Below are 25,918 nucleotides of genomic sequence, written 5' to 3'. Positions count from 1 at the left end.
CCGGTGATCGCGATGCTGTGCCGGCGCGTTCAGGCGTCGGCGGAGGGATTCGTGTTGGTGCCGCCGTCGGCGACCTCGAAGTTCTTCCACTCCCCGTCGTCGAGGACCTGCATTGCAACGCCCAACTGGTCGTCGGGCGCCTCGACGGTCTTCAACCAGTCGTACGCGCCGGTCGCGTCGGCGAACTCCTTCGACTCGATGACATCGCCGTCGGCATTGACCACTCGGTACTGCGCCATGTTGTGCTCCCATCGATCTCGGATACCTCGCGTACATCACACGGATACCCGATCGTCGGGGGCGCCAATCATCAGACCGCGGTCGGTGGGTCGCTCCGGAGCGGTCGGCTCAGACGTTCCGCCAGGTCGCCACTGCCCAGATGATGACGATGTCGACGGCGATCACCAGGATCGACCACCACGGGAAGTAGGGCAGCCACAGGAAGTTCAGGATGATCGACAGTGACGCGATGCAGATGGCCCCGACTCGGGCCCAGGCGGCGCCGGTGAACATGCCCACCGCGATCGCGATCGCGATGATGGAGACGACGATGTGGATCCATCCCCAGGTGGTCAGATCCATCTTGTAGACGTACTCGGGTCCGACGACGAACAATTCGTCTTCGGCCACCGCCGAGATGCCCTGGAGCAGTTCGATGATGCCGCCGACGAGCAGCAGGATGGCGGCCCCGATGGTGCCGAAGGCGGCAAACCCCTGCTGCACCCGGTGCTCGGACTGTTGAGTGGTCATGACCCTGCGCTTTCTCTCGGATGATGTCACCCCGCATCGTCGCCGCGGCAGGAGGGCTTCACATCATCCGTTGTGGGTGATTGACGCAGGACACCAGCAGCCCAGTTGTTCGGCGAGATCGGTGAGATCCGTCGCGTGGATGTCGTTCTCGGGTGAACCGGTGTCGTCCTTGCGATCCGGCCCCGCGTCGGGGCCCCACTCCAGCGGTCGCTCGACGAAAGCCGTTCGCAGACCGAAGCTCCGGGCGGCATCCAGGTCGCTCTGATGGGTGGCGACCATCATCACCTGTCCCGGTTCGACCTCGAGCAGATCGGCCAGGCCGCAATAGGTTTCGCGGGCCGGTTTGTAGTGGCGCCACAGGTCGGAGCCGCCGATGACGTCCCAGTCGAAGCCGTTGTGCTTGGCCATGTCGGTCAGCAGGGCCACCGTGCCGTTGCTGAGCGCGCAGACGATGAAGTCCCGTTTGAGGCGACGTATGCCGGGTGCCGCGTCGGGCCAACCGGGGATGGTCCGCCATGCGCGAACGAGAGTCTCGGTTGCGTCATCGGTGAGTGCCACGTCGAAGATCTTCGCGACGTCGTGCAGGGTGTCGGTCTGCAGATCGTCGAGCGGCCGCCAACGCAGCTCGCCGGATTCCACGCGAGCCAGGATCGGCGCGTAGCGGCGTCGCCATTCCCGGGCGAAGTCGCCGGCATCGACTTCGGGGATCGTCGTCCGAACCGCCGACGAGATGCCCGTGAACCAGTCGGTGACGGTGCCGAAGGTGTCGACCGCCAGCACTCTGATCCCGGCGATCGACGAGGTGGTCACGTGATCTCGGTGGCCAGCTGCGGCAGCGAATGATCCTCGGCGAAGGCGGCGTCCCCGTGGGACACCGGCGTGAGGGTCAACAGACTGGCCTCCGGGCGGCAGCAGAACCGTGCCGGCGCATACGGCGAAGTGCCGAGACCGGCGCTGACGTGCAGCTTCATCGACGATCCCCAGTTGGAGACGCCCTTGACCCGCGACCGGTCCAGGTCGCAATTCGTGACCAGCGCACCCACGAGCGGCAGGCACAGCTGGCCGCCGTGGGTGTGGCCGGCCATCACCAGGTCGTAACCATCGGCGGCGAAACGGTCCAGCACCCGCGGCTCGGGCGAGTGGGTGAGACCGAGACGCAGATGGGCAAGCGGATTGGGACGGCCCGCGACCGTGTCGTAGCGGTCCCGCTCGATGTGCGGGTCATCGACGCCGGCCGCGACCACCCGCACCCCGCCGACCTCGAGTTCGCGGACGGTGTGGGTCGCGTCGAGCCACCCGCGTTCGATGAACGCCGCGCGTAGATCCTGCCACGGCAACGGCTCACCGAAGGTGCGGGTGTGGTCGGTCTTGAAGTACTGGAACGGGTTCTTCGGCTTGGGACCGAAGTAGTCGTTCGACCCGAACACGAACAGTCCGGGGCGCGACAGCAGACCACCCAGAGATTGGATCACTGCCGGGACCGCCTGCGGATGGGCGAGGTTGTCGCCGGTGTTGACGACCAGATCGGGTTCGAGGGCTTCGAGCTCCGACACCCAGGCCTGCTTGAGCCGTTGGTTGGGCGTCATGTGCAGATCGCTGAGGTGTAGGACGCGCAGCGGTGCCGCACCCGGTTCCAGCACCGCGAGTGTGTTGTGCCGCAACGTGAACGCGTTGCGTTCGATCACCGTCGAGTAGAAGAGGCCCGCGGCCGCCAGGCCGGCCAGGCCCCCGACTGTCCGGGTGGCCGCGACGCGGCGGGTGAGGGCGTTGTCGAGGTGGACCATTCACCCAGGATACGCAGATCCCGGCGTGGTCCGCCTCCGGGTTTCGCCCCCTACCCGCCGGTCACCCCGGAAGTTGGATGACCACCGGCCCGACACCCGGAACCTGCACGGTCGTCTCCGTGGGACCGGGGTTGTCGTCGTCGCCGCGGCGGCCGTTGCTGACGTAGATGGTCACCACGCTGCCGGGCATCGCCGAATCCGACGGTGCGGTGAACACCACCGTGCCCTGGGGACGATTGCTGTCGACGTCGAGTTGGTTGACCTCGAAGCCCTCGGCCTGCAGACGTGAGGTCGCGGCACTCGCGGGTTGCCCGGTGACGCGTGGAATGCGGCCGCTGTCGGTGCCGCGCATGTACCGCGGATCGGTCGGTGGCAACCGGACGGGCCCGAACTTGGTGGCCACCGGCTGGACGGCCTCGAACCAGGTGCGCGCCGGCTCCATACCGCCGAACAAGGTGCCGTCGTAGCACTGGCGCAGCGGGCTGCTGCAGATCTCGGTCGGGTTGGGTCCGTCGTTGTAGACGTAGGACGAACCGGCGATCTGATTGGTGAACCCGATGAACGCCGACGAACGGTGGGCCTCGGTGGTGCCGGTCTTACCCGACATCGGCAGTGTCCAGCCGGCCGATCCGGCCGCACCGGCAGCGGTGCCGGCGCCCAGGTGATCCTGGCCCATCGCAACCGCCAGGGTGTTCGCCAGGCCCTCCTCGACGACCTGTTCACACTTCGGCGGGTCGAACGGGATCGCGGTCAGTGCGGGCTCGTCGTTCTCCGTCATCACCGGGTTGCCGTAGGCGTCCCGCTTGATCCGGCTGATCGACGCGATCGGATTCGGCGGGCACCACATGCCGCCGGACGCGAGCGTGGCCCCGACGTTCGACAGCTCCAGGCCGTTGACCGGCAGCGGACCAAGGGTGAACGAACCGAAGTTCCCGTCCTTGACGTACTGCGCCATGCTCTTCTCGCCGTAGCCGGACGAGCCCGGCACGGTGTAGGAACGCAGACCCAGACGGACGGCCATGTCGACGGTCGGCTTCACCCCGGTCTGCTGCAGCAGCTGCACGAATGCGGTGTTCGGTGACTGAGCCAGGGCCTGGGTCACCGTCAGCGAACCCGGGTAGCGTCCGGCATTTCGCACGCAGTAGGCGTTCTCCGGACAGCCGGGGGTGCTGCTGTTGCCCATGCCCTGGACGGCGACGGACCCGGGCACGGGGAGGTTCGACGCGACACCGAGGCCCTTCTCCATCGCCGCCGCGGTGGTGAAGATCTTGAACACCGAACCGGCGCCGTCACCGACCATGGAGAACGGCTGTGGCTGCACCGTCTGGCCGGCCCTCAGATTCAGCCCGTAGCGACGGCTCGACGCCATCGAGAGGACGTCGTGCGATTGCTTGCCCGGCCGGATCGTGCTCATGACGTTCGCGACACCCTCGGCGTCGGGTGACGCCTGCGTGCGGACCGCGCGGATGGTGGACCGCTGGACCTGCGGGTCGAGCGTGGTGCGGATGATGTAGCCGCCGCGCATCACCGAGTCACGCGAGATCCCGTTCTCGGCGAGGAACTGCAGCGCGTAGTCGCAGAAGAAGCCGTTGGCGTCGGCGCCGATGCAGCCCTGGGTCGGCGTTCGGGGCTCGGGGATCACGCCGAGCGGAGCCTCTTTGGCCGCGACGAGTTCCTCCCGACGCTCCGGGAAGTTCTCGATCATCGTGTCGAGCACGGTGTTGCGTCGGTTCGTCGCCGCCTCGGGATTGGTGTACGGATCGAGTGCGGAACTCGACTGCACCATGCCGGCGAGCATGGCGGATTCGGCGACGTTCAGCTCCTTCGCCGGCTTGGCGAAATAGGTCTGTGCGGCGGCCTCGATGCCGTACGAGTTGTTGCCGAACGGCACCACGTTCAGGTAGCGGGTGACGATCTGCTTCTTGGCCTCCTGCTTGGCGGCGGCGTCGTCGAGTCCCTTGTCGCGCTTGGCCTGGTCGATGAGCGACTGTTCCATCGTCAGGGCCATCCGGACCTCGCGCAGCTTGCGCGCCGGGGTGACCTCGATGGCGGCCTGGCGATCGGCCTCGGTCCGCGCCAGCACCAGGAGTTGATAGTTCTTGATGTATTGCTGGTCGATCGTGGACGCACCCTGCTGCACCTCGCCCGACGACGAGTTGGTCAGGGCGGCGCGGATGGTGCCTCGCCAGTCGACGCCGTCGTGCTCGAGAAAGCGCCGGTCCTCGATCGAGATGATCGCCCGGATCATGTCGGGGGAGATGTCGTTGTAGCCGACCTGATAGCGGTACTGATCGAAGAGCCGCGCGATCGGGTTGCCGGCTGCGTCGGTCATGGTGGTGACCTCCGGCAGCGTGCCGTTGAGCAACTCGGAGGACACGTTCTCCACCGCGGCGGCGGCGCGGTTGGACACCACGCCCAGTCCGCTGGCCACCGGGTACAACAATCCGGCCACGAGGACGCCGGCCAACAGGCAGGCGCCGCCCAGCGACCACAGCTTCTTCGACTTCGGCACACGGACAGGATACGTGCGCATGCCGCGAGAACGTCTGAGCGCGCGCAACGGGAAGGTCACGATGGCGCCGGTTCCCTTCTCACGCTTCTGACCTGCACAGACGCGGAAGGTTTGGACGATGGTGCCATTTTCTTTGCTCCAGGGCTTGCGCCGTCATGCACAGATCCTTAAATTGAGTGCAGAATGTGACTCACTTAACAATGGTCCAGCGAATGTGAACCGTGGCCAGCGCGCCGGTGAACACAGGTCGGTCGCACGACGAGGTGAGCGCATTCGGGTCAGGACCGCCGGACCGGTGCGGAAACGCCGGTGGGTCCGGCGAGACGCAACGACAGACAGGGGTCGGCGGAATGGCGATGGCGGCAGTGTCCACCGGAGACGATGCTCGATTGATGTGGGTGTCACAAGCTCGATGCCGGGGCGGAGACCCCGATGACCTGTTCGTCCGAGGTGCGGCGCAGCGCAAGGCCGCGACCATCTGCCGGCACTGCCCGGTGCAGCTCGAATGCGGCGCCGATGCCCTCGACAATCGCGTCGAGTTCGGCGTCTGGGGCGGAATGACCGAGCGTCAGCGGCGGGCGTTGCTCCGGCAGCATCCCGAGGTCACCTCGTGGGCCCAGTTCTTCGAGGCCCAGCGTCGTCGGCAACGCGCCGACGCGGTGTGACCTGACACGGACGAACACCAGGCATGGCCGACCCGAATGGGTCGGCCATTGTCGTTGCGGAGGCGGGATCTCGATACGCGTCGGGCTCGCAGGCTCGCACGTCGCTACTCGATCAGCGGTTGTGGTCGCCCCTCGATCCGGCCGTCCCCCGACCGCTGGTCGAGTAGCCGACGAGCGGCAGCGAGGAGGCGTATCGAGACCGCGCAACCGACCGTTGGACGCTCAGCCGCGCCCGGTGATCTGTTCGGCGACCGCACGTAGTGCGACGACGTCGGCGACCTCGAACGGCAGGGACGGCACACCGACGATCGGCACCGCTGGATGTGCGGCGGTGAATCGTTGCAGCAGGTGGAGCTCACGTTTGCCGGTCGACGCACGCTCGGCGTGGATCTCCAGCACCCCGCGGGTGAGTTCGTCGTCGATGTGCTCGAGTGCGGCCCGCGCCGACGACTCCGAGATCGCCGTCAGGTTCGGATGGGTGCGGTTGAGGATCAGACCCGCGAGCGGCATCTTCTCCTCCGACAGCCGATCGACGAAGAACGCCGCCTCGCGCAGGGCGTCCGGCTCGGCGGCGGCGATCACCGCGAACTGGGTGCCCGGCTGTTTGAGCAGCTCATAGGTCTTGCTGGCTCGGTCCTGGAACCCGCCGAACATCGAGTCCAGCGACTGCACGAAGGTCGCGACGTCGCGCAGCATGTCACCGCCGATGATGGTGGAGACGCCACGCATCGCCAGGCTCATCGCGCCGGTCACCATCCGCCCGACGCCCCGGCCCCCGCCGACGAGCATCTTCATCAGACGTCCGGACAGGAACGAGCCAAGCCGCTGCGGTGCGTCGAGGAAGTCGAGGGCGTTCCGCGACGGCGGGGTGTCGACGACGATGAGGTCCCACCGGTCCTCCTCGATCAGCTTCCCGAGCTTCTCCATCGCCATGTACTCCTGCGTGCCGGAGAACGACGACGCCATCGTCTGATAAAAGGAGTTCTCCATGATCGCGGCGGCGCGATCCGGCGACGAGTATTCGAGCACCATCTCGTCGAAGGTGCGGCGCATGTCGAGCATCATCGCGTCGAGCGACCCCGGACCGCCCTCCCCGAGCGAACCGAGATCCACCGGCTGCGGATCGTTGGTGAGTTCCGACATCCCCAGCGACTGCGCGAGTCGTCGCGCCGGGTCGATGGTGAGCACCGCGACCTTCCGGCCGTGTTCGGCGGCGTACATCGCCATCGCCGCGGCCGTGGTGGTCTTGCCGACGCCGCCCGCGCCGCAGCAGATCACCACGCGCGTGCCCGGGTCGGTGAGCACCGAACCCATCTTCAGGTCGAGCGGCATCGTCAGGCACCTGCCTTCTGCAAGAGGTTGGCGAGCTCGTAGATCGACCCGAGATCGACGCCGTCGCCCAGCGCGGGGAGCTCGAGGATGGGCAACTCGGCTTCGTCGAGCTGGGCCTTCGCGACCTGTTGCGCCTGCAGTCGGGTCGCGTGCTCGATCGTCTCGGTGAGCAGTCCGGACAGGTCGTTGTCGGAGAGGGCGAGGCCGGCCCCGGACAGGTGCTCGACCACCCGCGGCGCATCGATGCGGCCTTCGGCGATGTCGTCGATCGAGCCGACGGGTAGGTGCGTCGGACTGACCCGGTTGATGAGCAGGGTGGCGACGGTGAGCCCCTTGGCGTGCAGTTCGTCGACGGCCTCGATGGTCTCCTGGATGGGCATGGCCTCGAGCAGGGTGACCAGGTGGACGACGGTGTCCTCGGAGTGCAACAGCTTCACCACGCCGTCGCTCTGGCTGCGGATCGGGCCGGTCTTCGCCAGGTCCGCCATCGCCTTCGTCACGTCGAGGAAGCTCCCGATCCGACCGGTCGGCGGGGAGTCCACCACCACCGCGTCGTAGACGCGTCGCCCCTGTTTGTCGGTGTGGATGATGCGTTCCTTGATCTTGCCGGTCAGCAGGACGTCACGCAGACCCGGCGCGATCGTCGTCACGAAGTCGATCGCCCCGATCCGCTTCATCGCCCGGCCGGCGAAGCCGAGGTTGTAGAACATGTCGAGGTATTCGAGCAGGGCGTGTTCGATGTCGATGGCCAGCGCCGACACCTCACCGCCGCCGGATGCGGTCGCGATGCGGGTGTCGGTGGGCGGCAGCGGCGGGATGTCGAAGAGTTGCGCGATGCTCTGGCGCCCTTCGCATTCCACCAACAGCACCTTCTTGCCGTCGGCGGCGAGGGCGAGCGCCAGAGCCGCCGCGACAGTGGTCTTGCCGGTGCCGCCCTTGCCCGACACGAAGTGCAGTCGTGCCCGTCCGGCGGCCTGCGGCCATTCGTTGGTGTGCCCGGAATCGTCGGGCGGTGTCACGTTCACCACTGCATCACCATATCGACAACGGCGTACCCACTAGTCTCTAGACCATGAGTGAAACGACCGCATGGGAATACGCGACGGTGCCGTTGCTGACGCACGCCACCAAGCAGATCCTCGATCAGTGGGGTGCCGACGGCTGGGAGCTGGTGACTGTCCTGCCCGGCCCGACCGGTGAGCAGCACGTCGCGTACCTGAAGCGTCCGAAGGGCTAGGCGATGGCAACGTCGTGGTCGCAGCGGTTGGTCGAGTTGGGCATCACGCTGCCTGAGGTGGTTGCCCCGGCCGGCAGCTATGTCCCCGCCGTCCGCACCGGCAATCTCGTCTACACCGCAGGTCAGCTGCCCATCATCGACGGCAAGCTCGAGGTGCCCGGCAAGGTGCACGAAGGGGCCGAGGGCGTCGTGAAGCCGGAGCAGGCCAATCGAGCCGCGCGCCAGTGCGCGTTGAACGCCCTGGCGGCCGTCGACGGGCTCGTCGGTATCGACGCGATCGTCCGGGTCGTCAAGGTCGTCGGGTTCGTGGCCTCCGCACACGGGTTCACCGGCCAGCCCGCCGTCATCAACGGCGCCTCCGATCTGCTCGGCGAGATCTTCGGCGATGCCGGAGTGCATGCGCGGTCGGCGGTCGGCGTGGCGGAGCTGCCGCTCGGATCGTCGGTCGAGGTCGAGCTGATCGTCGAGGTGTCCTGACCGCGACCCTGCGGTAGATGGACATCGCGCTACTGCTGACCGCGGCCGCGGCGGCCGGGTGGGTGGACGCCGTCGTCGGCGGTGGTGGCCTCGTTTTGATCCCGGCGGTGATGATCGCGTATCCGGGGCTCGCGCCGGCCACCGCTCTGGGCACCAACAAACTGGCGGCGGTCTTCGGGACCGCGTCGGCGGCGTTCGCCTATGCCCGTCGGCTGACGGTCGACCTCCGACGGCTGATGCCCGTGTTCGTCAGCGCGGTCGTGTTCGCAGGTCTCGGCGCCTTCACGGCGAGCCGACTGCCCGCCGAGGTGTTCACTCCGGTCGTCCTGTGCCTGCTCGTCGCCGTCGGGTTGTTCGTCGCGCTCAATCCCGGGTTCGGCTCGGGTCTCGCGATCGCTCGGCCGCGGTGGTCGGTGCTGCTCGGCCTGGTCATGGCCGGGGTGGTCATCGCGTTCTACGACGGGGTGATGGGGCCCGGCACGGGCACATTCCTCATCATCAGCCTCACCGCACTGGTCGGAACCGGGTTCCTGGAGAGCTCGGCGATGGCCAAGGTGATCAACACCGGCACCAATCTGGGGGCGCTGGCGGTGTTCGCGTGGCAGGGAAACGTGCTGTGGCTGCTGGGACTCGGCCTGGCGGTCGCCAACATCGCGGGCGCGCAGATCGGCGCCCGGATGGCCATCGGCCGCGGCAGCGTGTTCGTCCGGTGGGTGCTGCTCGCGGTGGTCGTCGTGATGGTCGCCAGACTCGGCTATGACCTCGTCGCCGACCGAGTGTGACGGTCAGTGCGAGCGAGGCCGGAAATTGCTGCGGTAGGCGCTGGGCGACAACGACATACGTTTGTGGAAATGGGTGCGTAGCGACTCCGGTCCGAGTCCCACTGCGGCCGCGACCTGATCCACCGGGTCATCAGTGCGCTCCAGGAGCGCTGCCGCTGCACGCACACGCTGCCCGGTGAGCCATGCGCCCGGGCCCATCCCGTAGGTGTCGACGAACCGACGGTTGAACGTACGCAGTGACATCGACGCATGGGCGGCCAGATCGCGGGTCGTCAGGGTCCGGTCGAGGTTCCGGACCGCCCACGCGGTGGTCGCGGCCAGCGCGGGGCTCCCCGTCGATGAGGTGGCCTGCGCCTTCAGTCGCGTTCGGTCACGGGAGATCTCGTCGACCGCCTCGTCGTGCAGGCTGTGGCCGGGCGGCATGAACTGGGCCTGGCCACCCGGCCGGTGGAACGCCACGACGGTCCGTCGGGCGAAATCTCGCGCGACGTCGCCGCCATGATCGCGTTCGACCAGGTGCAGGCACAGGTCGATGCCCGCAGCCAGACCGGCGCTGGTGAGCACATCGCCGTCGTCGACGTAGAGCACCGACGCGTCGACCTCGATCCGCGGATACCGTGTCGCCATCGCGTCCGCATCCAGCCAGTGCGTGGTCGCGCGCCGGCCGTCGAGCAGTCCCGTCTCGGCAAGAGTGAAGGCCCCCACGCAGATCGACACGAGCCGCGTGCCTCGACGATTCGCCCGGATCAGTGCCTCCACGACCGCGGCCGACGGCGTACGCCGCGCCGCGTCGTGATAGCCGGGGATCACCACGGTATCCGCGTCGTCGAGGGCGTCGAGTCCGTGCTCGACGTGGATCGAGACCCCGGCACACGTGGTCACCAAACCGGGACTCTCGGCGCAGGTGGTCAGCGAATAACGGGGCGGCCCGATGTGCCCGAACATCTGCACGGGAGCCGCCATGTCCATGAGGACCAATCCGTCGGTGACCAGTACGACCACTCGGTGGACGTCCGACTCGGCTGGCATGAAATCAGGGTATACCGGCATTGATGCCACTGGTGTGAACGTCGTCGACGGGTCAGGCTGGGCAGATGACCGAACGAATCGCGCCCGACCGGACGTCGGCCGGCGCCGACACACAGCGTCGCGTGCAACGCCGCACGATCGCGCTGTTGTGCCTCGCGCAGGTTCTCGGCGGGCTGGCCATGGGCGCCTCCCTCGCGCTCGGCGCGATTCTCGGTGAGCGACTCTCCGGAACCGAATCATTGGCCGGATTGCCCACCACGGTGCTCACGCTCGGCGCCGCGGCTGCCGGTCTGCCGCTGGCCGGGCTGGCGCAGCGCTCCGGGCGGCGGCCGGCGCTCGCCACCGGCTTCGTGATCGCCGCCGCAGGCGCGGCCGTGGTGGCGATCGCCGTCGACCTGGGCTGGTTCCCGTTGATGCTCGTCGGGATGGCCGGCGTCGGCAGTGGCACCGCGGTGAGTCTGCAATCCCGTTTCGCCGCAACCGACCTCGCCGAACCGCGGACCCGAGGCCGAGATCTGTCGTTGGTGGTGTGGACGACGATGGTCGGCGCGGTCGCCGGACCTGCCCTGCTGCCGCTCGGCGCCGACCTCGCCGACCTCGCGCACATCCACGAGCTGGCCGGTCCGTTCGTGATCGGCGGGGTCGGCAGCCTGACCGCGGCAGCGGTGCTGTGGGCGGGGTTGCGCCCCGACCCGTTGGTTCTGGCCGCCGACGATGCGGCGTCCGAGGACCGTGCGAAACCCTCACTGGCACAGGGATGGCGGACGATCCGGCAGACCGCCGAGGCGCGCAACGCGGTGATCGCCGTCGTGTCCGCGCACGCCGTCATGGTTGCGGTGATGGCGCTGACTCCGGTCCACATGTCCCACGGCGGGGCCAGTCTGACGCTCGTCGGTCTCTCGATCAGTGCGCACATCGCCGGCATGTACGCCCTGGCCCCGGTGATGGGGGTGCTGACCGACCGGCTCGGTCGTGTCCCGACCATCGTCGTCGGACAAGGTCTGCTGCTGGCCTCATGCGTCGTCGGTTTCACGTTGCAGCACAACCAGTCCGGGCTCGTCGTGGGTCTGGTCCTGCTCGGGCTCGGGTGGTCGGCGACGACGGTGGCGGGGTCGACCCTGCTCACCGAGAGCGTCCCACTGGCCCTGCGTCCGCGCGTGCAGGGCATCTCGGACACCGCGATGAGTCTGGCCGGTGCGGTGGCGGGTGCGCTCGCCGGTGTCGTCGTCGGGCTGTTCGGATATCCGGTCCTGGTGCTCTCTGCGGGAGCGATCAGTGTGCTCGCGGCCGCGTACGTGCTCACCGATCGACCGGGCTGACCGTCACGACCGGCCGGTAGCGTTGAGGCCGGACGGAACAGGGGGCGGGTCATGATGATCGGGACGACGGGCGTGGTGACGATCGCTGTCGGCGGAGGCGACTCGCTCGGCGAGGTCGAGTTGTCGCTCGCCGGTGGCACCGAGCGTTTTCTCGCGGTCGCCGCCGTGCCGATCGTGGTCGATGCGACCGTGCTCGTGGTGGAGGTCCGTCCCGGACGCATCGTCGTCGTCGAACCGTGGGTGCCGATGCCGGCCTGAGCACGGCTGCGATGGTGGTGGCTGCGTCGTCCGAACGGATGAACTCGGGAACCGAGCCGTAGGATCACGCGTCAAACATGTGATGACTGGCTTGTGCGACGAGACGTCGTGCGGCAGACGCGATTCAGGAGGCCCCATGCTCGGCTACCACGTTCCCGAACCCGATGAGGCGATGCTCATCTCGGGTAAGAAGACCCAGGAGGGCGCGCCGTTCGACGTCGTCGTCGGCCACGGCCGGTGGGTGATCCCGCTGTTCCGCAAGGTGCGGTTCCTGTCGATGGCGATGCACGAGGCCCAGATCCGTGAGGTGTGTGTGACCACCCAGGGCATCCAGCTCGATGTCCGCGCGGTCATCGCCCACAAGGTCGGTGGCGACGTCGCGTCGATCGTCAACGCGGGGCAACGGTTCATCTCGGAGCAGGAGAACGAGATGAATCAGCTCACGGGCCAGATCTTCTCCGGCCATCTGCGCTCGATCGTCGGGTCGATGACCGTGGAACAGATCATCCGCGAACGCGACACCCTGGCGCGTCAGGTGCTCGAGGCATCCAAGCGGGAGATGGGGTCGATCGGTCTCGTCGTCGACTCGTTCCAGATCCAGTCGATCGACGACATGGACTCCGGCTACATCACCGCGCTCGCCGCCCCGAACATCGCGAAGGTGCAGCGTGAGGCCGCCGTCGAGCGGGCACGCGCCGATCAGGAGTCGGCGAAGGCGCAGCAGGAGTCCTTGCGCAACCAGGCCGACTACGAACGCGAGACCGCGATCAAGCGTGCGCAGATCAAGGCGGAGACCGACAAGGCCGATGCCGAGGCCGCACAGGCCGGGCCGCTCGCCGAGGCGCGCGTGAACCAGGAGATCATCCGGGAGCAGTCGGTGCTGGCGCAGGCGGAGGCCGAACTACGCGAACAGCAACTGATCTCCGAGGTGGTCAAACCGGCCGAGGCCGAGGCGCGGCGCACGCAGATCATCGCGGAGGCCGATGCGCGGGCGGTCGAGATCCAGTCGGCGGCCGCCGCCAAGAACAACCGCATCGCGCTTGATCAGCAGATCATCGAGCAGCTGCCCGCGTTGGTCGGCGAGATCGCGAAGGGCCTCGGCTCGTCGAACCTCACGGTGTTCAACGGTGCCGAGGGCGTCAACGAGGTGATGACCGGTGTCGTGACGCAGGGCGCCGCGTTGCTCAAGAGCCTGCAGACGGAGTTCGTGCCGAAGGTCGTCGACGAGGTGGCCGACGACGTCGACGAGCGGTCGGCGTGACCTGAACCACTGATGGTGTCCCCGCCTGGGTAGTGTCGGACGGTGTGACCGACAGTGTGGACCGAAGCGCCCAGAAGGAAAGTCCCGAGAACGACACCGCCGAGAACGACAGCGCGGGAAGCACTCCGATTCACCCGGCGTACGGGGTCGTCCGTGAGGTGACTCCGTTCGCATCGGTGTTGCTGTGCAACAACCCGGGCTCGATGGAGCTCGACGGGACCAACACCTGGATACTGCGTGCACCCGGCCATCCCGAGTGCGTCATCGTCGACCCGGGGCCGCCGAACAAGAAGGGGCATGTCAAGCGGATCGCGGAGCAGCCGGGGATCGCGCTCGTACTGATCACCCACCGCCACTTCGACCACACCGGGGCCATCAAGCGGCTGCGTAGACGGGTCGATGCGCCGGTGCGGGCCCGGTCGGCCAAGTTCACCCACGGAGCGTCGACGCTTGCCGACCGGGAGGTCATCGAGGCGGCGGGCCTGCGGATCACCGTGATGCACACACCCGGACACACCGGCGATTCGTTGAGCTTCCTCGTGGACTGCGATGGGCAACGCGCGCTGCTGTCCGGCGACACCATCCTCGGAAGCGGCACCACGGTCATCGACCCCACCGACGGCACGTTGCGCGACTACATGAATTCGTTGAACCGGATCATCGTCGAGGGCGAGGACGCGGTGCTGCTGCCGGCCCACGGCCCCGACCATCCCAAGGTCGGGCCGGTCGCCCGGTACTACAAGGCACACCGCGAGGAGCGCATCGACCAGATCGTCGCCGCCCTCGATGCACTCGGTGTGTCGGCCGACAAGGCCAAGCCGATGAAGGTTGTCCGCAAGGTGTACGCGGATGTCGACAAGAAGCTGTGGCCGGCGGCCCGGATGTCGGTCAAGGCGCAGCTGGAGTACTTGCGGGAGCGCTGACCCGAAGGTTCGCGGCCTGCCCCTTCGCCGATCGAGTAGCCGACCCCCTTCGCCGATCGAGTAGCCGACCCCCTTCGCCGATCGAGTAGCCGACGAGCGGCAGCGAGGAGGCGTATCGAGATCACCGCACGTGGTCTCGATACGCCACTCACTACGTTCGCGGCTACTCGACCACCGGAAAACGTTCGCGGCTACTCGACCACCGGAAAACGTTCGCGGCTACTCGACCACCGGAAAACGTTCGCGGCTACTCGACCACCGGAAAACGTTCGCGGCTACTCGACCACCGGAAACAGGTCAGCGCGCGCGACGCGCCAAACGCTCGGAATCGGCGATGAGGACGCTCTTGCCCTCCAAGCGCAGCCAGCCGCGCTGTGCGAAGTCGGCGAGGGCCTTGTTGACCGTCTCGCGTGACGCACCGACGAGCTGGGCGATCTCTTCCTGGGTGAGGTCGTGCGTGACGCGCAGCGCCCCGCCCTCCTGGGTGCCGAAACGCTGCGCGAGCTGCAGCAACTGCTTGGCGACGCGTCCGGGGACATCGGTGAAGATGAGGTCGGCGAGGTTGTTGTTGGTGCGGCGCAGGCGGCGGGCGAGAACCCGCAGCAGCTGTTCGGCGATCTCGGGACGGTCCTTGATCCAGGCGCGCAGGGCGTCGCGGTCCATCGAGACGGCACGCACCTCGGTCACAGTGGTCGCCGACGACGTACGCGGGCCGGGGTCGAAGATGGACAGCTCGCCGAACATGTCCGACGGGCCCATGATCGTGAGCAGGTTCTCCCGACCGTCAGGGGAGCGACGTCCGACCTTCACCTTGCCGGACAGGATGATGTACAGCCGATCGCCGGGTTCTCCCTCGTGGAAGATCACGTGCCCGCGGGGGAAATCAACGGGTTGAAGCTGCTTGGTCAGCGCTGCGACGGCGGAGGGCTCGACACCCTGGAATATGCCCGCCCGCGCCAGTACGTCCTCCACCTAAGGAACCTTTCTCGTCCTAACCACACTCGCCTGGCAACCACGCGCCGGAAACAATTCTCCTACCGGCGGCAGCCATGTTGCCTCGTGCAACGCTACTCTCGCCCCCAGCATATGTGTTGAATGGGTCACTGGCCGGACCATTGCGGCGAGTCGGATGAGTGGTGTCTGTCGAGCGCTGTTGTGAACCCACGCTCAACTGGCGCGCTGCGGGGACGGCGAGAACACGTCGTCGACGTCCGTGTCGGCTGTCTCCGGACGGGTCCGGCGACTGCGGAACTCGTCGAGCGCGGCCGGAAAACCCTCCTTGGCCAGCGTGTCCACCTGAGCTGCGTCGGCCGACTCCAGGAACTCTTCCACGTGATCCCGGGAGACCGCGAGGCGGTCGATACGGGCCTGAACCTTCTCCATCGCGAGTGCGAAGAGCATCAGCACAGCCGGGAACAGCAGCGCGGCGAGACCTTGCATGGGGACCAGTAAACACAATTCGATCTGCGTCCCGCCAACCAGAGAGACCGGCTTCACTGACTTGTTACCAAGGCGAAGCTTGCTGCGGACCGGTCGTTCACAGACCTCCCTCACCTACTCCATGGGCTCCTCTGGGACGACGTGGCTAACCTGAGATGCGTGAGTGCACGCAAGACCGCCGACGCCGCCCGGGCGCCGGAACCGCGGACGACGGTGCGCGACGGCACCGGGCGGCGTCGGAAGGTCGAGACCCGTCTCGGGTTGGTGCGTCGTGCACGCCGCATGGACCGGACCCTGAAGGTCGCGTTCCCGCACGTGTACTGCGAGCTGGATTTCACGACGCCCCTGGAACTCTCGGTGGCCACTATCCTGTCGGCCCAGTGCACCGACGTGCGGGTGAACCAGGTCACGCCCGCGTTGTTCGCGCGCTATCCGAGCGCCCGGTCGTACGCGGAGGCCGACCGCACCGAGCTCGAGGAGATGATCCGCTCGACCGGCTTCTACCGGAACAAGGCGAACTCGATCATCGGGCTCGGGCAGGCCCTGGTGGAGCGGTTCGACGGAGAAGTGCCGGGCACCTTGAAAGAGCTTGTCGCGCTGCCCGGATTCGGGCGCAAGACCGCCAACGTGGTGCTCGGCAACGCCTTCGGTGTGCCGGGTATCACTGTCGACACCCACTTCGCCCGGCTGGTGCAGCGGTGGGAATGGACCGAACACACCGACCCGGTCAAGATCGAACACGCCGTCGGGGAACTCATCGAACGCAAAGAGTGGACCGACCTCTCCCATCGCGTCATCTTCCACGGCCGCCGCGTCTGCCATGCCCGGAAACCGGCATGCGGGGTCTGCATCCTCGCCAAGGATTGCCCGGCGGCGGGCACCGGGCCGATGGACAAGGCCGAGGCGGCGAAGCTGGTCAAGGGCCCCGAGACCGAACACCTCCTCGATCTGGCGGGGCTGTCGGCGCAGTGAATCAGACCCCGACGAGTGCGGAGTCGAGCCCTGCCGAGGACGATTCCGACAACCCACCGCCCGGCCCGCGTCGCGAAGGCCGGTTTCCCGCCGCTGCGCGGTGGACCATCGTCTTCACCGTCGTCATCCTCGCGCTGGTGGTGGCGATCTGGCCACGCGGAGACGACGGCGGCAGCGGCACCGAAGCACCGCCGACGGCGACCGGGGTGAACGTGACCGACGCCCCCGTCGACGACGCGCAGTTGGCGCAAGCCCGTATAGACGCCGCGTTGCCGCCGTGCCCGGAGACGGGCCTGCCCGCCGGACCGCAGGCCGCGCTGGCCGGCGTGACCGTCCCATGCCTGGCCGACGGCGCCGACTACGACGTCGGCACCGGCACCGCCGGCCGCCCGACCGTGATCAACATGTGGGCGGTGTGGTGCCTGCCGTGCCGTCGGGAACTGCCCGTGGTCGACGACTACGCCGAGCGCGCCGGCGACCAGGTGAACGTACTCGCCGTCCACGCCCAGGAAGGTGCGCAGAACCCGTACATGGCGTTGCGTTTCCTGCACGAGAACGACGTCCGGCTGCCGTCGGTGCTGGACACCGACGCCGCGATCGCCGCAGCGCTCGGGGCGCCCCGGGTGTTCCCGTCGACCATCCTCGTCCGCGCCGACGGCACGGTCGCGAAGGTCCTGCCGCAGGTGTTCCACCAGCCGGACGAGATCGCCGACGCCGTGCAGCAATACCTCGGGGTGACGACATGAGCGGGGTGACGACATGAGCGCCGACCACGCCGGCGGCCCGACCCTCGGACCACTGGTTCCCACCGAACAGATCCCGCCGTGGATGCGTCGCCTCACCGATGACGTCACCGCCGTCACCGAGGCGGTCCTGCGTCGGGGCGGCGACCGAACCCGCTGGGCGTCGTTGCTCGACCGGAACCGCCGTGACGCGGCGGTGCTGGTATTGGTCGGTGGTTCCTGGCACGAGGCGTTTGACCACCCCGGCGGCCTTCCCCCCGACGCCGAGATCCTGCTCACCGAACGGGCGCCGACGTTGCGCCAGCACAGCGGGCAGGTCGCGTTCCCGGGCGGTGGCCTCGACCCCGGCGACGAGTTCCCGGTCGGCACCGCGCTACGTGAGGCGGCAGAGGAGACCGGCCTCGTCCCCGAAGGTGTCGACATCATCGCCAACCTGCCGTCGTTCCCGGTGCCGGTGTCGAGCTTCGACGTGACCCCGGTGCTGGCCCATTGGCGCGAGCCCGGCGAGGTTCGCGTCGTCGACACGGGGGAGACGGCGCGGGTGGCGCGGGTCAACCTGCGGTCGCTCCTAGCACCGGAGAACCGGTTTCAGGTGCAGCGCAGCGTGCTCGGTGCGCGTGCCTACCGTGGCCCCGCGTTCATGGTGGACGGGCTGCTCGTGTGGGGTTTCACCGGCGGCCTGATCGCTGCGATGAGCGAGGTCGCCGGCTGGGATGTGCCGTGGGACAAGGACGACGTCCGACCACTCGACGAGGCGATCGAGGCGGCCGGTAGCCCCCAGACGATCGGGCCGTCGGCCGTCCTGCCCGCATCCATGCGCCGCGACGGCGACGAAGGCGGGGTGCGGTGACCGGATCGGGGTGGGTGGATCTCATCGTCGTGGTGATCGCCCTGCTCGCCGCGGCCAGCGGGTTTCGCCAGGGTGCCGTCGCGTCTGCGTTGGCCTTCCTGGGTGTCGTGCTCGGTGCCATCGCAGGCATCCTGCTCGCGCCGCATGTCATCTCGAACTTCGACGACCGCACGACCCGGCTCCTGGTCGGGGTGCTGTTGCTGGTCGGTTTGATCATCATCGGCGAGGTATCGGGCATGATCCTCGGTCGCGCGGCGCGCAGCGGCATCCGCTCACGCGGGGTGCGTCGGGTCGACAGCATCATCGGTTCCGGCCTGCAGGTCGTCGCGGTGCTGATCGCTGCGTGGTTGCTCGCGATCCCGCTGAGCAGTTCGTCGGAGACCCAGGTGTCCACCGCAGTCCGCGGGTCCAAGGTCCTCAGCGGCGTCGACGAGGTCGCGCCGCAATGGTTGCGAGACCTCCCCAAGGACTTCAGTGCACTCCTCGACAACTCGGGTCTGCCACAGGTCATCGGTCCGTTCGGGCGCACTCCGGTCGCGGAGGTCGGTCCGCCCGATCCGCGGGTGAGCCAGCTTCCGGTGGTCAACCAGACCCGGCCGAGCGTGGTCAAGATCGAAGGAACGGCACCGAGCTGTCGGCAGGCACTCGAAGGCAGCGGTTTCGTGATCTCGCCCGAGCGGGTGATGACCAACGCGCACGTCGTCGCCGGGACCCGGCGGCTCACCGTCACCTCACCCGCCGGTCAGCAACTGCCCGCGCGGGTGGTGTTGTTCGACAGCGACAACGACGTCGCGGTGCTCGACGTCCCGGGACTGACCGCGCCGGCGTTGGATTTCGCCGAGCGGCAGGCCGCGACCGGTGAGGACGCGATCGTGCTCGGCTACCCGGAGGCCGGACCGTTTGCGGTCAGCGCCGTCCGTGTGCGCGACAAGATCAACCTGTCCGGTCCCGACATCTATCGCACCGGGCAGATCCTGCGTGAGGTGTACACCGTTCGCGGGGTGATCCGGCAGGGCAACTCGGGCGGACCCATGATCAACTCCGCCGGTGAGGTGGTCGGCGTGGTGTTCGGCGCGGCCGAGGACACCACCGACCAGACCGGTTTCGTGCTGACCGCCGAGCAGGTGCGGCAGAACTTCACCGACTCCGAGGCGCGGTCGGCGCGGGTCAGCACCCAGACGTGCGTGCACGCCTGATCAGGGCCGAGCGGGGCGCTAGATCGATTCGGCCGACAACAGGTCCAGCAGGCGTTCGGTCACCGCACCGGGTTGTTCCTGGTGGACGAAGTGCGCGGCGTCGTCGATCTCCCGGTACTCCAGGTGCGCCGACCACCGATGACTGGCGGCCATCACGTGATCGAGGATGTAGGGGTCGTCGCCGCCGCGGAGTGCCAGTACCGGAATGTGCAGCCGTTGATTCATCAGGTCCATGAACCGGGACCCGTCCGGGCGGAACTGCGACCGGAACGCCCAGCGCCGGTACTCGAGACTGGAGTGTGCGACATAGGGGATCTGTATCGCCGACCGGTTGAGTTCGACGGCCTCGGCGTAGTCGCTGGTGCCCTGCCATGACGGTGCGGCGCGTTCGGCGAAGTACTGGGCGATGTAGGCCCCGTCGCGTTGCGCCAGACGTCGTTCGCCCAACCTCGGGAGCTGATTGTGCAGGAACCCGGGGAGGAAGGCGGTGCGTTGACGCCGATCCCGGATGACGGTCCGGCGCAGCGCGCGGGGATGCGGGGACGCGATCACCGCGACCCGGCTGACCACGCGCGGATGGAGCGTCGCGGTCGCCCAGCAGACCAACCCGCCGTCCGCGTGCCCGACGAGTGTGGCGTCGGAGTGCCCAAGCGCCCGGATGAGGCCATTGGTGTCGCCGGCGAGGGTCCAGCCGTCGTAGCCGCGCGGGGGTTTGTCGGAGTCCCCGTATCCCCGCAGGTCGACGGCGACGGCGCGGAATCCGGCGTCGGTGAGTGCGGGGATCTGGTGCCGCCAGCTCCACCAGAACTCACCGAACCCGTGCAGCAACAGGACGAGTGGTCGATCGGCCGGCCGCCGCCCGGGCGCCTCCACCGCGTGGAAACGCAGGCCGTTCGCGCGGACGTCGAAGTGATGCCAGTCGCCGGAGACGCGGACGCTCGACGGATCAGGCGGTCCGGCCAACACTCATCCCTTGGCGGGATCGTGCGCGCGCGGCAGCTCCGGGTGCTCGCCGTCGGCAGTGCGCTTCGCCGGGCTCGCCGACGACCCCGAGTGGCCACCGGGCAGCACCGTCGGCACTTCCTTGACGCTGGCGATCGTCTTCTTCGGTCCGCGGACGCGCCGGAAGAACAGGTAGCCCACGACGGCCATCACGATGGTGATGAACACCAGGATGAGGAAGACGATCAGGAACGCCAGCCACCGCGGCATCCAGTTGTCGAGCAACTCGGCGAGGAAGAAGAAAAAGAAGAAGCTGGAGTAGAGCGCCATCACACCGGCGACGACCAGCAGTCCGGTCCCGGCGCCGGCCTTCTTCGCCTCGCCGACGAGTTCGGCCTTCGCCAGTGCGACCTCGGACCGGAACAGCGTCGAGACGTTCGCGGACGCGTCCTTGACCAGGTTCCCGATGGACGGTTCGCCGTTGCGGCCGTGCGTGGGATCCGACAGCGGGATCGACGGGGCCGATCCGGCGTCCTGGGTGGTTGGGCCGGGCTCGTTGCGGCTCACAGAATCCTCCGTACCTCGGTGTCGAGATCATGTTGCCATGCCAAAGTCGGCTTAGCGCTTGGCGGGGAGATGTCTCGTGTCGAGTGGGCGCTGTTTTCCGTCGAGTGGGCGCCATTTCTTGTCGAATGTGCGCAGCTCACGAGGGGGGAGCGCCCACTCAACGGAAAACAGCGCCCACTCGACCGCCGTCAGGCGGGTTGGGTGCCTCGGCTTACCGCCGTCGGGCGGGTTGGGAGCCTCGGGTCGCCGCCGTCAGGCGAGTGGGGTGCCTGAGCTCGCCGCCGCCGTCTAGCCCTTCTTCTTGCGGATGGCCTCGAAGACGGACGGGTCGACGAGGGTGGAGGTGTCGCCGAGTTCGCGGCCTTCGGCGACGTCTTTGAGCAGGCGTCGCATGATCTTGCCGGATCGGGTCTTGGGCAGCTCGGGCACGACGTTGATCTCGCGGGGCTTGGCGATCGGCGAGATCTCGATCGACACCTGTTCACGCAGTTCCTTGACGAGTGCCTCGCCGGTGTTCTCCACGCCTTCGCGCAGGATGACGAACGCGACGATGCCTTGGCCGGTGGTCTCGTCGGCGGCGCCGATGACGGCGGCCTCGGCGACCCCGGAATGCCCGACCAGTGCGCTCTCGACCTCGGCGGTGGAGATGCGGTGACCGGAGATGTTCATGACGTCGTCGACGCGTCCGAGGACCCAGAGTGCGCCGTCGTCGTCGTAGCGGGCGCCGTCGCCGGCGAAGTACCAGCCCTGCTCGGCGAAGCGTGACCAGTAGGTGTCGCGGTAGCGGTCCTCGTCGCCCCAGATGCCGCGCAGCATCGATGGCCACGGCTCGTCGAGCACCAGGTAGCCCTGCTCACCGTGGGCGACCGGTTTGCCCTGATCGTCGACGATGTTCGCGGAGATGCCGGGCAACGGCTTCATCGCCGAACCCGGTTTGGCGGCGGTCACGCCGGGCAGCGGGGAGATCATGATGGCGCCGGTCTCGGTCTGCCACCAGGTGTCGACGATGGGTGCGGTGTCGCCGCCGATGACCTCGCGGTACCACTTCCACGCCTCGGGGTTGATCGGCTCACCGACCGACCCGAGCAGCCGCACCGAGCTCAGGTCGTGGGCGTCGGGGATCTCGCGGCCCCACTTCATGAACGTGCGGATCAGCGTCGGCGCGATGTAGTAGATCGTCACGCCGTACTTCTCGATGATCTCGAAATGCCGATGTTCGTTGGGGGAGTTGGGAGTTCCCTCGTACACGACTTCGGTGGCGCCGTTGGACAGCGGGCCGTAGACGAGGTAGGAGTGGCCGGTCACCCAGCCGATGTCGGCGCCGCACCAGAACACGTCGCGGCCTTCCTTGTGATCGAACACGTTGTGGAAGGTGTAGGACGCCTGCGTGAGGTATCCGCCCGACGAGTGCACGATGCCCTTGGGCTTGCCGGTGGTGCCGGACGTGTAGAGCAGGAAGAGTGGGTGCTCGGCGTCGAACGCCTCGGGCTCGTGGGTGTCGGACTGCTCGTCGACGGTGTCGTCCCACCACACATCGCGACCCTCGACCCAGTTCAGATCCGGGTCGTGGTTGGTGCGGCGCACCACCAGGACCTTCTCCACCGACTCGGCGGCGTCGTCGCCGGTGCCGAGCGCTTCGTCGACGGCGGCCTTCAGTGGTGCGGGCTTACCGCGGCGGTACTGGCCGTCGGTGGTGATGACCAGCTTGGCCGCGGCGTCATCGACGCGGGAACGCAGTGCGCCCGAGGAGAATCCGGCGAACACCACCGAGTGGGTCAACCCGAGGCGGGCACACGCGAGCATCGACACGATCGCCTCGGGAACCATCGGCATGTAGATCGCGACCCGGTCCCCGGCGACCAGGCCGATGGCGGTGAAATAGTTTGCCGCCTTGGATACTTCGGCCTGCAGCTGCGTGTAGGTGAGGTCGCGGGTGTCGCCGGGTTCGCCCACCCAGTGGATCGCGACCCGGTCGCCCTTGCCGGCGGCCACATGCCGGTCCACACAGTTGACGGCGACATTCAGCTTGCCGCCGATGAACCACTTCGCGAACGGCGCGTCCGACCAGTCCAGCACCTGACCGAAGTCGGTGTCCCAGTCCAGGCGGCGGGCCTGCTCGGCCCAGAATTCCAGACGATCGGCGTCCGCGCGGTCATACATCTCGGCGGTGGCGTTGGCCTGGGCAGCGAATTCCTCCGACGGCGGGTAGCCCTGCGCAGAAGTGGTGGTGGCGGGAGACATCGGTCAGGTGTGCCTTTCACTCTCGACGACATTGGCGTGACGTGCATGCATGCCAGTTCTGATTGTGAGGGTAGTCACGTTGGAACCGTGTTGCAGGTGCCGATCGGCCGGACCATCGGACATCCGCGACGAGTGGTCCGATGGGCACGACGAGCGGCACGCTCATTATCGTGGGTAGACGTGAGTTCGGATCCGCTGGCACCACTGTTGGAGCTCCCTGGCGTCGCCGATGCCGCCGACCGGGCGCGGGATGCGCTGAGCGCAGTGCATCGTCATCCCGCCAATCTCCGCGGCTGGGACAAGACCGCCACCGAGGCGTCCTGGCGTGCCGGTCGCTCGTCGGCGGCGATCGACGGTGGCAGCGTCGAGTTGCGGCGCGATGGCGACTTCGATGATCCGGTGCTGGCCGGGTCGATGCGGGTCGCCCAGGCGCTCGACGGCGACGCCCTCGAACAGTTGACGAGCGTGTTCCGCCGGGCCCCGGCGCAGGCGTTCGCCCGACTGCACATGCTCGCCGCGGCCGATCTCGTCGACGATCCGGATCAGCTCGGTCGCCCCAGCGCCTCGCCGGGCGTCGCCGGACGTCTCGACCTGCTCGGTCAGCTGATCACCGGGGCCACCTCGGCGCCGGCCCCGGTTCTCGCTGCTGTGGTCCACGGCGAGTTGTTGGGGGTGGCGGCGTTCCCGACGGCCAACGGTGTGGTGGCGCGCGCGGCGTCGCGCCTGGTCTGTACCTCCACCGGACTCGACCCACACAATCTGGGCGTACCGGAGGTGACCTGGCTACGCCGTCACGACGAGTACCGGAAGCTGTCGGCCGCGTTCGCCGACGGTTCGCCGGAGGGTGTCGGCGGCTGGATCGTGCTGTGCTGCGAGGCGCTGGAAGCGGGGGCCGCTGAGGCCCGCTCCATCGCGGACGCCGCCCGCGCGGGTTGACGGTGGCCACTCGGCTTGTTGGCCACTCAGCTCGTTCGTCCCCTGGAAATCAGTTCGTCCTCCTGAAGTATCAAGGGGAAGAACTGATTTCAGGGGGACGAACCGCATTGGGGAAGGCCATACAACGCACTGCGGGCGGCCGTCCGGCCGGTGATCCGGCCAGGCTGCCGCCCGCGTAAGCACGGACGCAAGTTACCAAGCGTGCTGGGTGGGTTGTGGGATCGCCTCGGCGAGGGAACGAGTGCCGGTCGGTACGCCCCGGTATGAACCAACATCGAATTGCGGTGCCGCGCAATGGTTCGGGCTTGTTCGGATCGATTCGTTCCGTCTGGCGAACTCAGGGTGTTCGCGTCCACCGGATCGATTCGTCCGGGCCCAGCAGGGATCCTTCGTGTCCCGTTCTACGGCCCGCTGTGGTTACCGGCTTGCCCGTGCCGACCTACGATGTCGCAGGCGCACAACGCTTTTGCCTTATGCGGCGCGCTCCGCGTGGGTGCTTGCCGCCCGTGCTGGGAAGTGCCCGGCGTGGGGGTCCGCTCCTTCTCTTCCGGGGCGGACGTTGCCTTCCGGGATTCCGTAACCCCTTTTGTACACCGTGACCGCAGTCACATCAAGGGTCTTTCGGACCAACATCTGTTGGAGCCGTCGGGCGGCCTCAGGCGCTCCGCGTGCGCTGCCTGCGCTGCAGAATCGAGTGCACGCCGACACCGCTGACGGCGGCCACCCCGGCGCCCAGCGCCAAGGCGGCGGCCATCCTCGACGACGGTGTGGGGATGCGGGCGCGCAGTGGCACCGGCCGGTGGAATCCGAGGACCGGCCATCCGGCCTCGACGGCCCGCCGGCGCAGTTGCCGATCCGGGTTCACCGCATTCGGGTGACCGACCGCCTCGAGCATGGGTAGATCGGTGATCGAATCGGAGTAGGCGAAGCACGACGCGAGGTCGTAGCCGTAGGCCTCGGCCAGACCGGCGACCGCGGTCGCCTTCTCGGTTCCGTAGCAATAAAATTCGAGATTTCCGGTGTAGTGGCCGTCGACGACCTCCATCGCGCTCGCGGCGACGTGGTCGACGCCGAGCATCCGACCGATCGGTTCGACCATCTCGCGGCCGGATGCGGAGACCAGGACGACGTCGTGACCTCGGGCCTGGTGGTCGGCGATGAGCTCGGCGGCTTCGGCGAACACCAGCGGGTTCACGACGTCGTCCAGGGTCTCCTCGACGATCGACCGCACCTGCTCGACATCCCAGCCGCGGCACATCTCGGTGACGTGTCGACGCAGGTTCTCCACCTGGTCGTGGTCGGCCGCGGTCACGAGGAAGAGGAACTGTGCGTAGCTGGACTTGAGCACCGACCGTCGGTTGATGAGGCCTTCGGCGAAGAAGGGCCGGGTGAACGCCAGGGCGCTGGACTTCGCGATGACCGTCTTGTCGAGGTCGAAGAATGCGGCGACTCGGCGTCCTGCGGCGGATGGTGCGGTCGAGTCCGGTCGGCGGCGGCCGGTCGACGAGGTGTCCGTCACACCGTCAGACTAGCGTTCCGCACCGAGCGACCGATAGGTGTCGATGCAACGTTAATGCAGCGTGAAAGCCCAGGCAGCGATATGAAAATGTGATCTCCGCGCCTCGATGATTGTAGTTGCAATCGTCGAAAACCCGTGTGTATAGTCGGCCTTAACCGGTTGATACCGGTGCCTTTCAGCCCG

General features: G+C 67.8%; 27 protein-coding genes. 13 read left to right on the top strand and 14 right to left on the bottom strand.

Annotated elements, in window-relative coordinates; translation table 11 throughout:
• Nucleotides 1–29: 29 nt before the first annotated feature.
• The 5 genes from V1Y59_RS15435 to V1Y59_RS15415 all read right to left on the bottom strand — a co-directional run bounded on the left by V1Y59_RS15435 (nt 30) and on the right by V1Y59_RS15415 (nt 5,067).
• The gene (locus V1Y59_RS15435; protein WP_330505843.1) at nt 30–239 is read right to left on the bottom strand and encodes a hypothetical protein; all 210 of its coding nucleotides are present in this window, start codon (nt 237–239) and stop codon (nt 30–32) included.
• A gap of 109 nt (nt 240–348) precedes the next feature.
• Nucleotides 349–750 carry a DUF7144 family membrane protein gene (locus tag V1Y59_RS15430; protein WP_330505842.1) on the bottom strand — a complete coding sequence of 134 codons (402 nt, stop codon included), beginning with the start codon at nt 748–750 and terminating at the stop codon, nt 349–351.
• Between the two features lie 63 nt (nt 751–813).
• Nucleotides 814–1,560 (bottom strand): haloacid dehalogenase type II, encoded by a 747-nt coding sequence (locus V1Y59_RS15425; protein WP_330505841.1) that lies wholly within the window; start codon nt 1,558–1,560, stop codon nt 814–816.
• Nucleotides 1,557–2,534 carry a metallophosphoesterase gene (locus V1Y59_RS15420; RefSeq protein WP_330505840.1) on the bottom strand — a complete coding sequence of 326 codons (978 nt, stop codon included), beginning with the start codon at nt 2,532–2,534 and terminating at the stop codon, nt 1,557–1,559. Before V1Y59_RS15420 ends, V1Y59_RS15425 begins: the two co-directional genes overlap by 4 nt.
• Nucleotides 2,535–2,595: 61 nt before the next feature.
• The gene (locus V1Y59_RS15415; protein WP_330505839.1) at nt 2,596–5,067 is read right to left on the bottom strand and encodes a penicillin-binding protein; all 2,472 of its coding nucleotides are present in this window, start codon (nt 5,065–5,067) and stop codon (nt 2,596–2,598) included.
• A 329-nt stretch (nt 5,068–5,396) separates the two neighbouring features.
• Between V1Y59_RS15415 and V1Y59_RS15410 the strand changes: the two genes are divergently transcribed.
• On the top strand, nt 5,397–5,711 hold the full coding sequence (locus V1Y59_RS15410; protein ID WP_330505838.1) for a WhiB family transcriptional regulator: 315 nt from the start codon (nt 5,397–5,399) through the stop codon (nt 5,709–5,711).
• 222 nt (nt 5,712–5,933) lie between these two features.
• Here V1Y59_RS15410 and bagB read toward each other — a convergent pair whose 3' ends face one another.
• Entirely contained in the window at nt 5,934–7,043 is a 1,110-nt protein-coding gene (gene bagB, locus V1Y59_RS15405; protein WP_330505837.1) for an ArsA family ATPase, read from the bottom strand.
• A gap of 2 nt (nt 7,044–7,045) precedes the next feature.
• On the bottom strand, nt 7,046–8,071 hold the full coding sequence (gene bagA, locus V1Y59_RS15400) for an ATPase BagA (protein WP_330505836.1): 1,026 nt from the start codon (nt 8,069–8,071) through the stop codon (nt 7,046–7,048).
• 44 nt (nt 8,072–8,115) lie between these two features.
• On the opposite strand from bagA, the gene sp36 reads away from it, so the two are divergent.
• Genes sp36 through V1Y59_RS15385 form a run of 3 tightly spaced genes read left to right on the top strand, consistent with a single transcriptional unit; the run spans nt 8,116 to nt 9,539 of the window.
• Complete coding sequence (sp36, locus tag V1Y59_RS15395; RefSeq protein ID WP_330433309.1) at nt 8,116–8,280, top strand: Sp36 family protein; 165 nt, start codon at nt 8,116–8,118, stop codon at nt 8,278–8,280.
• Between the two features lie 3 nt (nt 8,281–8,283).
• Nucleotides 8,284–8,757, top strand: coding sequence for a RidA family protein (locus tag V1Y59_RS15390; protein WP_330505835.1), 474 nt, complete (start codon nt 8,284–8,286; stop codon nt 8,755–8,757).
• Between the two features lie 17 nt (nt 8,758–8,774).
• Entirely contained in the window at nt 8,775–9,539 is a 765-nt protein-coding gene (locus V1Y59_RS15385) for a TSUP family transporter (protein ID WP_330505834.1), read from the top strand.
• A gap of 3 nt (nt 9,540–9,542) precedes the next feature.
• On the opposite strand, the gene V1Y59_RS15380 is transcribed toward V1Y59_RS15385, so the two are convergent.
• The gene (locus V1Y59_RS15380) at nt 9,543–10,568 is read right to left on the bottom strand and encodes a GlxA family transcriptional regulator (protein WP_330505833.1); all 1,026 of its coding nucleotides are present in this window, start codon (nt 10,566–10,568) and stop codon (nt 9,543–9,545) included.
• Nucleotides 10,569–10,633: 65 nt separating this feature from the next.
• On the opposite strand from V1Y59_RS15380, the gene V1Y59_RS15375 reads away from it, so the two are divergent.
• From V1Y59_RS15375 to V1Y59_RS15360, 4 genes are all read left to right on the top strand, one after another.
• Nucleotides 10,634–11,887, top strand: coding sequence for an MFS transporter (locus tag V1Y59_RS15375; protein ID WP_330505832.1), 1,254 nt, complete (start codon nt 10,634–10,636; stop codon nt 11,885–11,887).
• A 54-nt stretch (nt 11,888–11,941) separates the two neighbouring features.
• Nucleotides 11,942–12,145 carry a hypothetical protein gene (locus V1Y59_RS15370; RefSeq protein WP_330505890.1) on the top strand — a complete coding sequence of 68 codons (204 nt, stop codon included), beginning with the start codon at nt 11,942–11,944 and terminating at the stop codon, nt 12,143–12,145.
• A 136-nt stretch (nt 12,146–12,281) separates the two neighbouring features.
• Entirely contained in the window at nt 12,282–13,406 is a 1,125-nt protein-coding gene (locus tag V1Y59_RS15365; RefSeq protein ID WP_330505831.1) for an SPFH domain-containing protein, read from the top strand.
• 128 nt (nt 13,407–13,534) lie between these two features.
• Complete coding sequence (locus V1Y59_RS15360) at nt 13,535–14,329, top strand: MBL fold metallo-hydrolase (RefSeq protein ID WP_330505889.1); 795 nt, start codon at nt 13,535–13,537, stop codon at nt 14,327–14,329.
• A 297-nt stretch (nt 14,330–14,626) separates the two neighbouring features.
• Here V1Y59_RS15360 and V1Y59_RS15355 read toward each other — a convergent pair whose 3' ends face one another.
• A complete protein-coding gene (locus V1Y59_RS15355) occupies nt 14,627–15,301 on the bottom strand; it encodes a Crp/Fnr family transcriptional regulator (protein WP_006330855.1) in 675 nt (224 codons plus the stop codon).
• Between the two features lie 195 nt (nt 15,302–15,496).
• Nucleotides 15,497–15,769, bottom strand: a complete 273-nt coding sequence (locus V1Y59_RS15350; protein ID WP_330505830.1) for a hypothetical protein — start codon at nt 15,767–15,769, stop codon at nt 15,497–15,499.
• Nucleotides 15,770–15,928: 159 nt separating this feature from the next.
• On the opposite strand from V1Y59_RS15350, the gene nth reads away from it, so the two are divergent.
• From nth to V1Y59_RS15330, 4 genes are read left to right on the top strand one after another with little or no spacing between them, the layout of a single operon-like run.
• Nucleotides 15,929–16,741 carry an endonuclease III gene (nth, locus tag V1Y59_RS15345; protein WP_330505829.1) on the top strand — a complete coding sequence of 271 codons (813 nt, stop codon included), beginning with the start codon at nt 15,929–15,931 and terminating at the stop codon, nt 16,739–16,741.
• Entirely contained in the window at nt 16,738–17,487 is a 750-nt protein-coding gene (locus tag V1Y59_RS15340; protein ID WP_330505828.1) for a TlpA family protein disulfide reductase, read from the top strand. The genes nth and V1Y59_RS15340 overlap by 4 nt, the downstream gene beginning before the upstream one ends.
• Nucleotides 17,488–17,500: 13 nt before the next feature.
• Nucleotides 17,501–18,334, top strand: a complete 834-nt coding sequence (locus V1Y59_RS15335; protein WP_330505827.1) for an NUDIX hydrolase — start codon at nt 17,501–17,503, stop codon at nt 18,332–18,334.
• On the top strand, nt 18,331–19,530 hold the full coding sequence (locus V1Y59_RS15330) for a MarP family serine protease (RefSeq protein ID WP_330505826.1): 1,200 nt from the start codon (nt 18,331–18,333) through the stop codon (nt 19,528–19,530). The genes V1Y59_RS15335 and V1Y59_RS15330 overlap by 4 nt, the downstream gene beginning before the upstream one ends.
• An 18-nt stretch (nt 19,531–19,548) precedes the next feature.
• Here V1Y59_RS15330 and V1Y59_RS15325 read toward each other — a convergent pair whose 3' ends face one another.
• From V1Y59_RS15325 to acs, 3 genes are all read right to left on the bottom strand, one after another.
• Complete coding sequence (locus tag V1Y59_RS15325) at nt 19,549–20,493, bottom strand: alpha/beta fold hydrolase (RefSeq protein ID WP_330505825.1); 945 nt, start codon at nt 20,491–20,493, stop codon at nt 19,549–19,551.
• Nucleotides 20,494–20,496: 3 nt separating this feature from the next.
• Entirely contained in the window at nt 20,497–21,039 is a 543-nt protein-coding gene (locus tag V1Y59_RS15320) for a phage holin family protein (RefSeq protein ID WP_330505824.1), read from the bottom strand.
• A 288-nt stretch (nt 21,040–21,327) separates the two neighbouring features.
• Nucleotides 21,328–23,280, bottom strand: a complete 1,953-nt coding sequence (gene acs, locus V1Y59_RS15315) for an acetate--CoA ligase (protein WP_330505823.1) — start codon at nt 23,278–23,280, stop codon at nt 21,328–21,330.
• Nucleotides 23,281–23,460: 180 nt separating this feature from the next.
• On the opposite strand from acs, the gene V1Y59_RS15310 reads away from it, so the two are divergent.
• Entirely contained in the window at nt 23,461–24,216 is a 756-nt protein-coding gene (locus V1Y59_RS15310; protein WP_330505822.1) for a Fic family protein, read from the top strand.
• Nucleotides 24,217–24,871: 655 nt separating this feature from the next.
• Here the strand turns inward: V1Y59_RS15310 and V1Y59_RS15305 are convergent.
• Nucleotides 24,872–25,735 carry an HAD family hydrolase gene (locus tag V1Y59_RS15305; RefSeq protein WP_330505821.1) on the bottom strand — a complete coding sequence of 288 codons (864 nt, stop codon included), beginning with the start codon at nt 25,733–25,735 and terminating at the stop codon, nt 24,872–24,874.
• Nucleotides 25,736–25,918 lie beyond the last annotated feature (183 nt).

The organism is Gordonia prachuapensis (assembly GCF_036350515.1).
Taxonomy (GTDB): Bacteria; Actinomycetota; Actinomycetes; order Mycobacteriales; family Mycobacteriaceae; genus Gordonia; species Gordonia prachuapensis.
This window is presented reverse-complemented; position numbering and strand designations above follow the sequence as displayed.

Excerpts from the sequence above, each read along its gene's own strand:
- V1Y59_RS15415 (WP_330505839.1), bottom strand. The coding sequence starts at position 5,067 with ATGCGCACGTATCCTGTCCGTGTGCCGAAGTCGAAGAAGCTGTGGTCG.
- V1Y59_RS15390 (WP_330505835.1), top strand. The coding sequence starts at position 8,284 with ATGGCAACGTCGTGGTCGCAGCGGTTGGTCGAGTTGGGCATCACGCTG.
- V1Y59_RS15365 (WP_330505831.1), top strand. The coding sequence starts at position 12,282 with ATGCTCGGCTACCACGTTCCCGAACCCGATGAGGCGATGCTCATCTCG.
- V1Y59_RS15375 (WP_330505832.1), top strand. The coding sequence starts at position 10,634 with ATGACCGAACGAATCGCGCCCGACCGGACGTCGGCCGGCGCCGACACA.
- V1Y59_RS15420 (WP_330505840.1), bottom strand. The coding sequence starts at position 2,534 with ATGGTCCACCTCGACAACGCCCTCACCCGCCGCGTCGCGGCCACCCGG.
- V1Y59_RS15435 (WP_330505843.1), bottom strand. The coding sequence starts at position 239 with ATGGCGCAGTACCGAGTGGTCAATGCCGACGGCGATGTCATCGAGTCG.
- bagB (WP_330505837.1), bottom strand. The coding sequence starts at position 7,043 with ATGCCGCTCGACCTGAAGATGGGTTCGGTGCTCACCGACCCGGGCACG.
- V1Y59_RS15380 (WP_330505833.1), bottom strand. The coding sequence starts at position 10,568 with ATGCCAGCCGAGTCGGACGTCCACCGAGTGGTCGTACTGGTCACCGAC.
- V1Y59_RS15410 (WP_330505838.1), top strand. The coding sequence starts at position 5,397 with ATGGCGATGGCGGCAGTGTCCACCGGAGACGATGCTCGATTGATGTGG.
- sp36 (WP_330433309.1), top strand. The coding sequence starts at position 8,116 with ATGAGTGAAACGACCGCATGGGAATACGCGACGGTGCCGTTGCTGACG.
- V1Y59_RS15370 (WP_330505890.1), top strand. The coding sequence starts at position 11,942 with ATGATCGGGACGACGGGCGTGGTGACGATCGCTGTCGGCGGAGGCGAC.
- acs (WP_330505823.1), bottom strand. The coding sequence starts at position 23,280 with ATGTCTCCCGCCACCACCACTTCTGCGCAGGGCTACCCGCCGTCGGAG.
- V1Y59_RS15385 (WP_330505834.1), top strand. The coding sequence starts at position 8,775 with ATGGACATCGCGCTACTGCTGACCGCGGCCGCGGCGGCCGGGTGGGTG.
- V1Y59_RS15430 (WP_330505842.1), bottom strand. The coding sequence starts at position 750 with ATGACCACTCAACAGTCCGAGCACCGGGTGCAGCAGGGGTTTGCCGCC.
- V1Y59_RS15350 (WP_330505830.1), bottom strand. The coding sequence starts at position 15,769 with ATGCAAGGTCTCGCCGCGCTGCTGTTCCCGGCTGTGCTGATGCTCTTC.
- V1Y59_RS15335 (WP_330505827.1), top strand. The coding sequence starts at position 17,501 with ATGAGCGCCGACCACGCCGGCGGCCCGACCCTCGGACCACTGGTTCCC.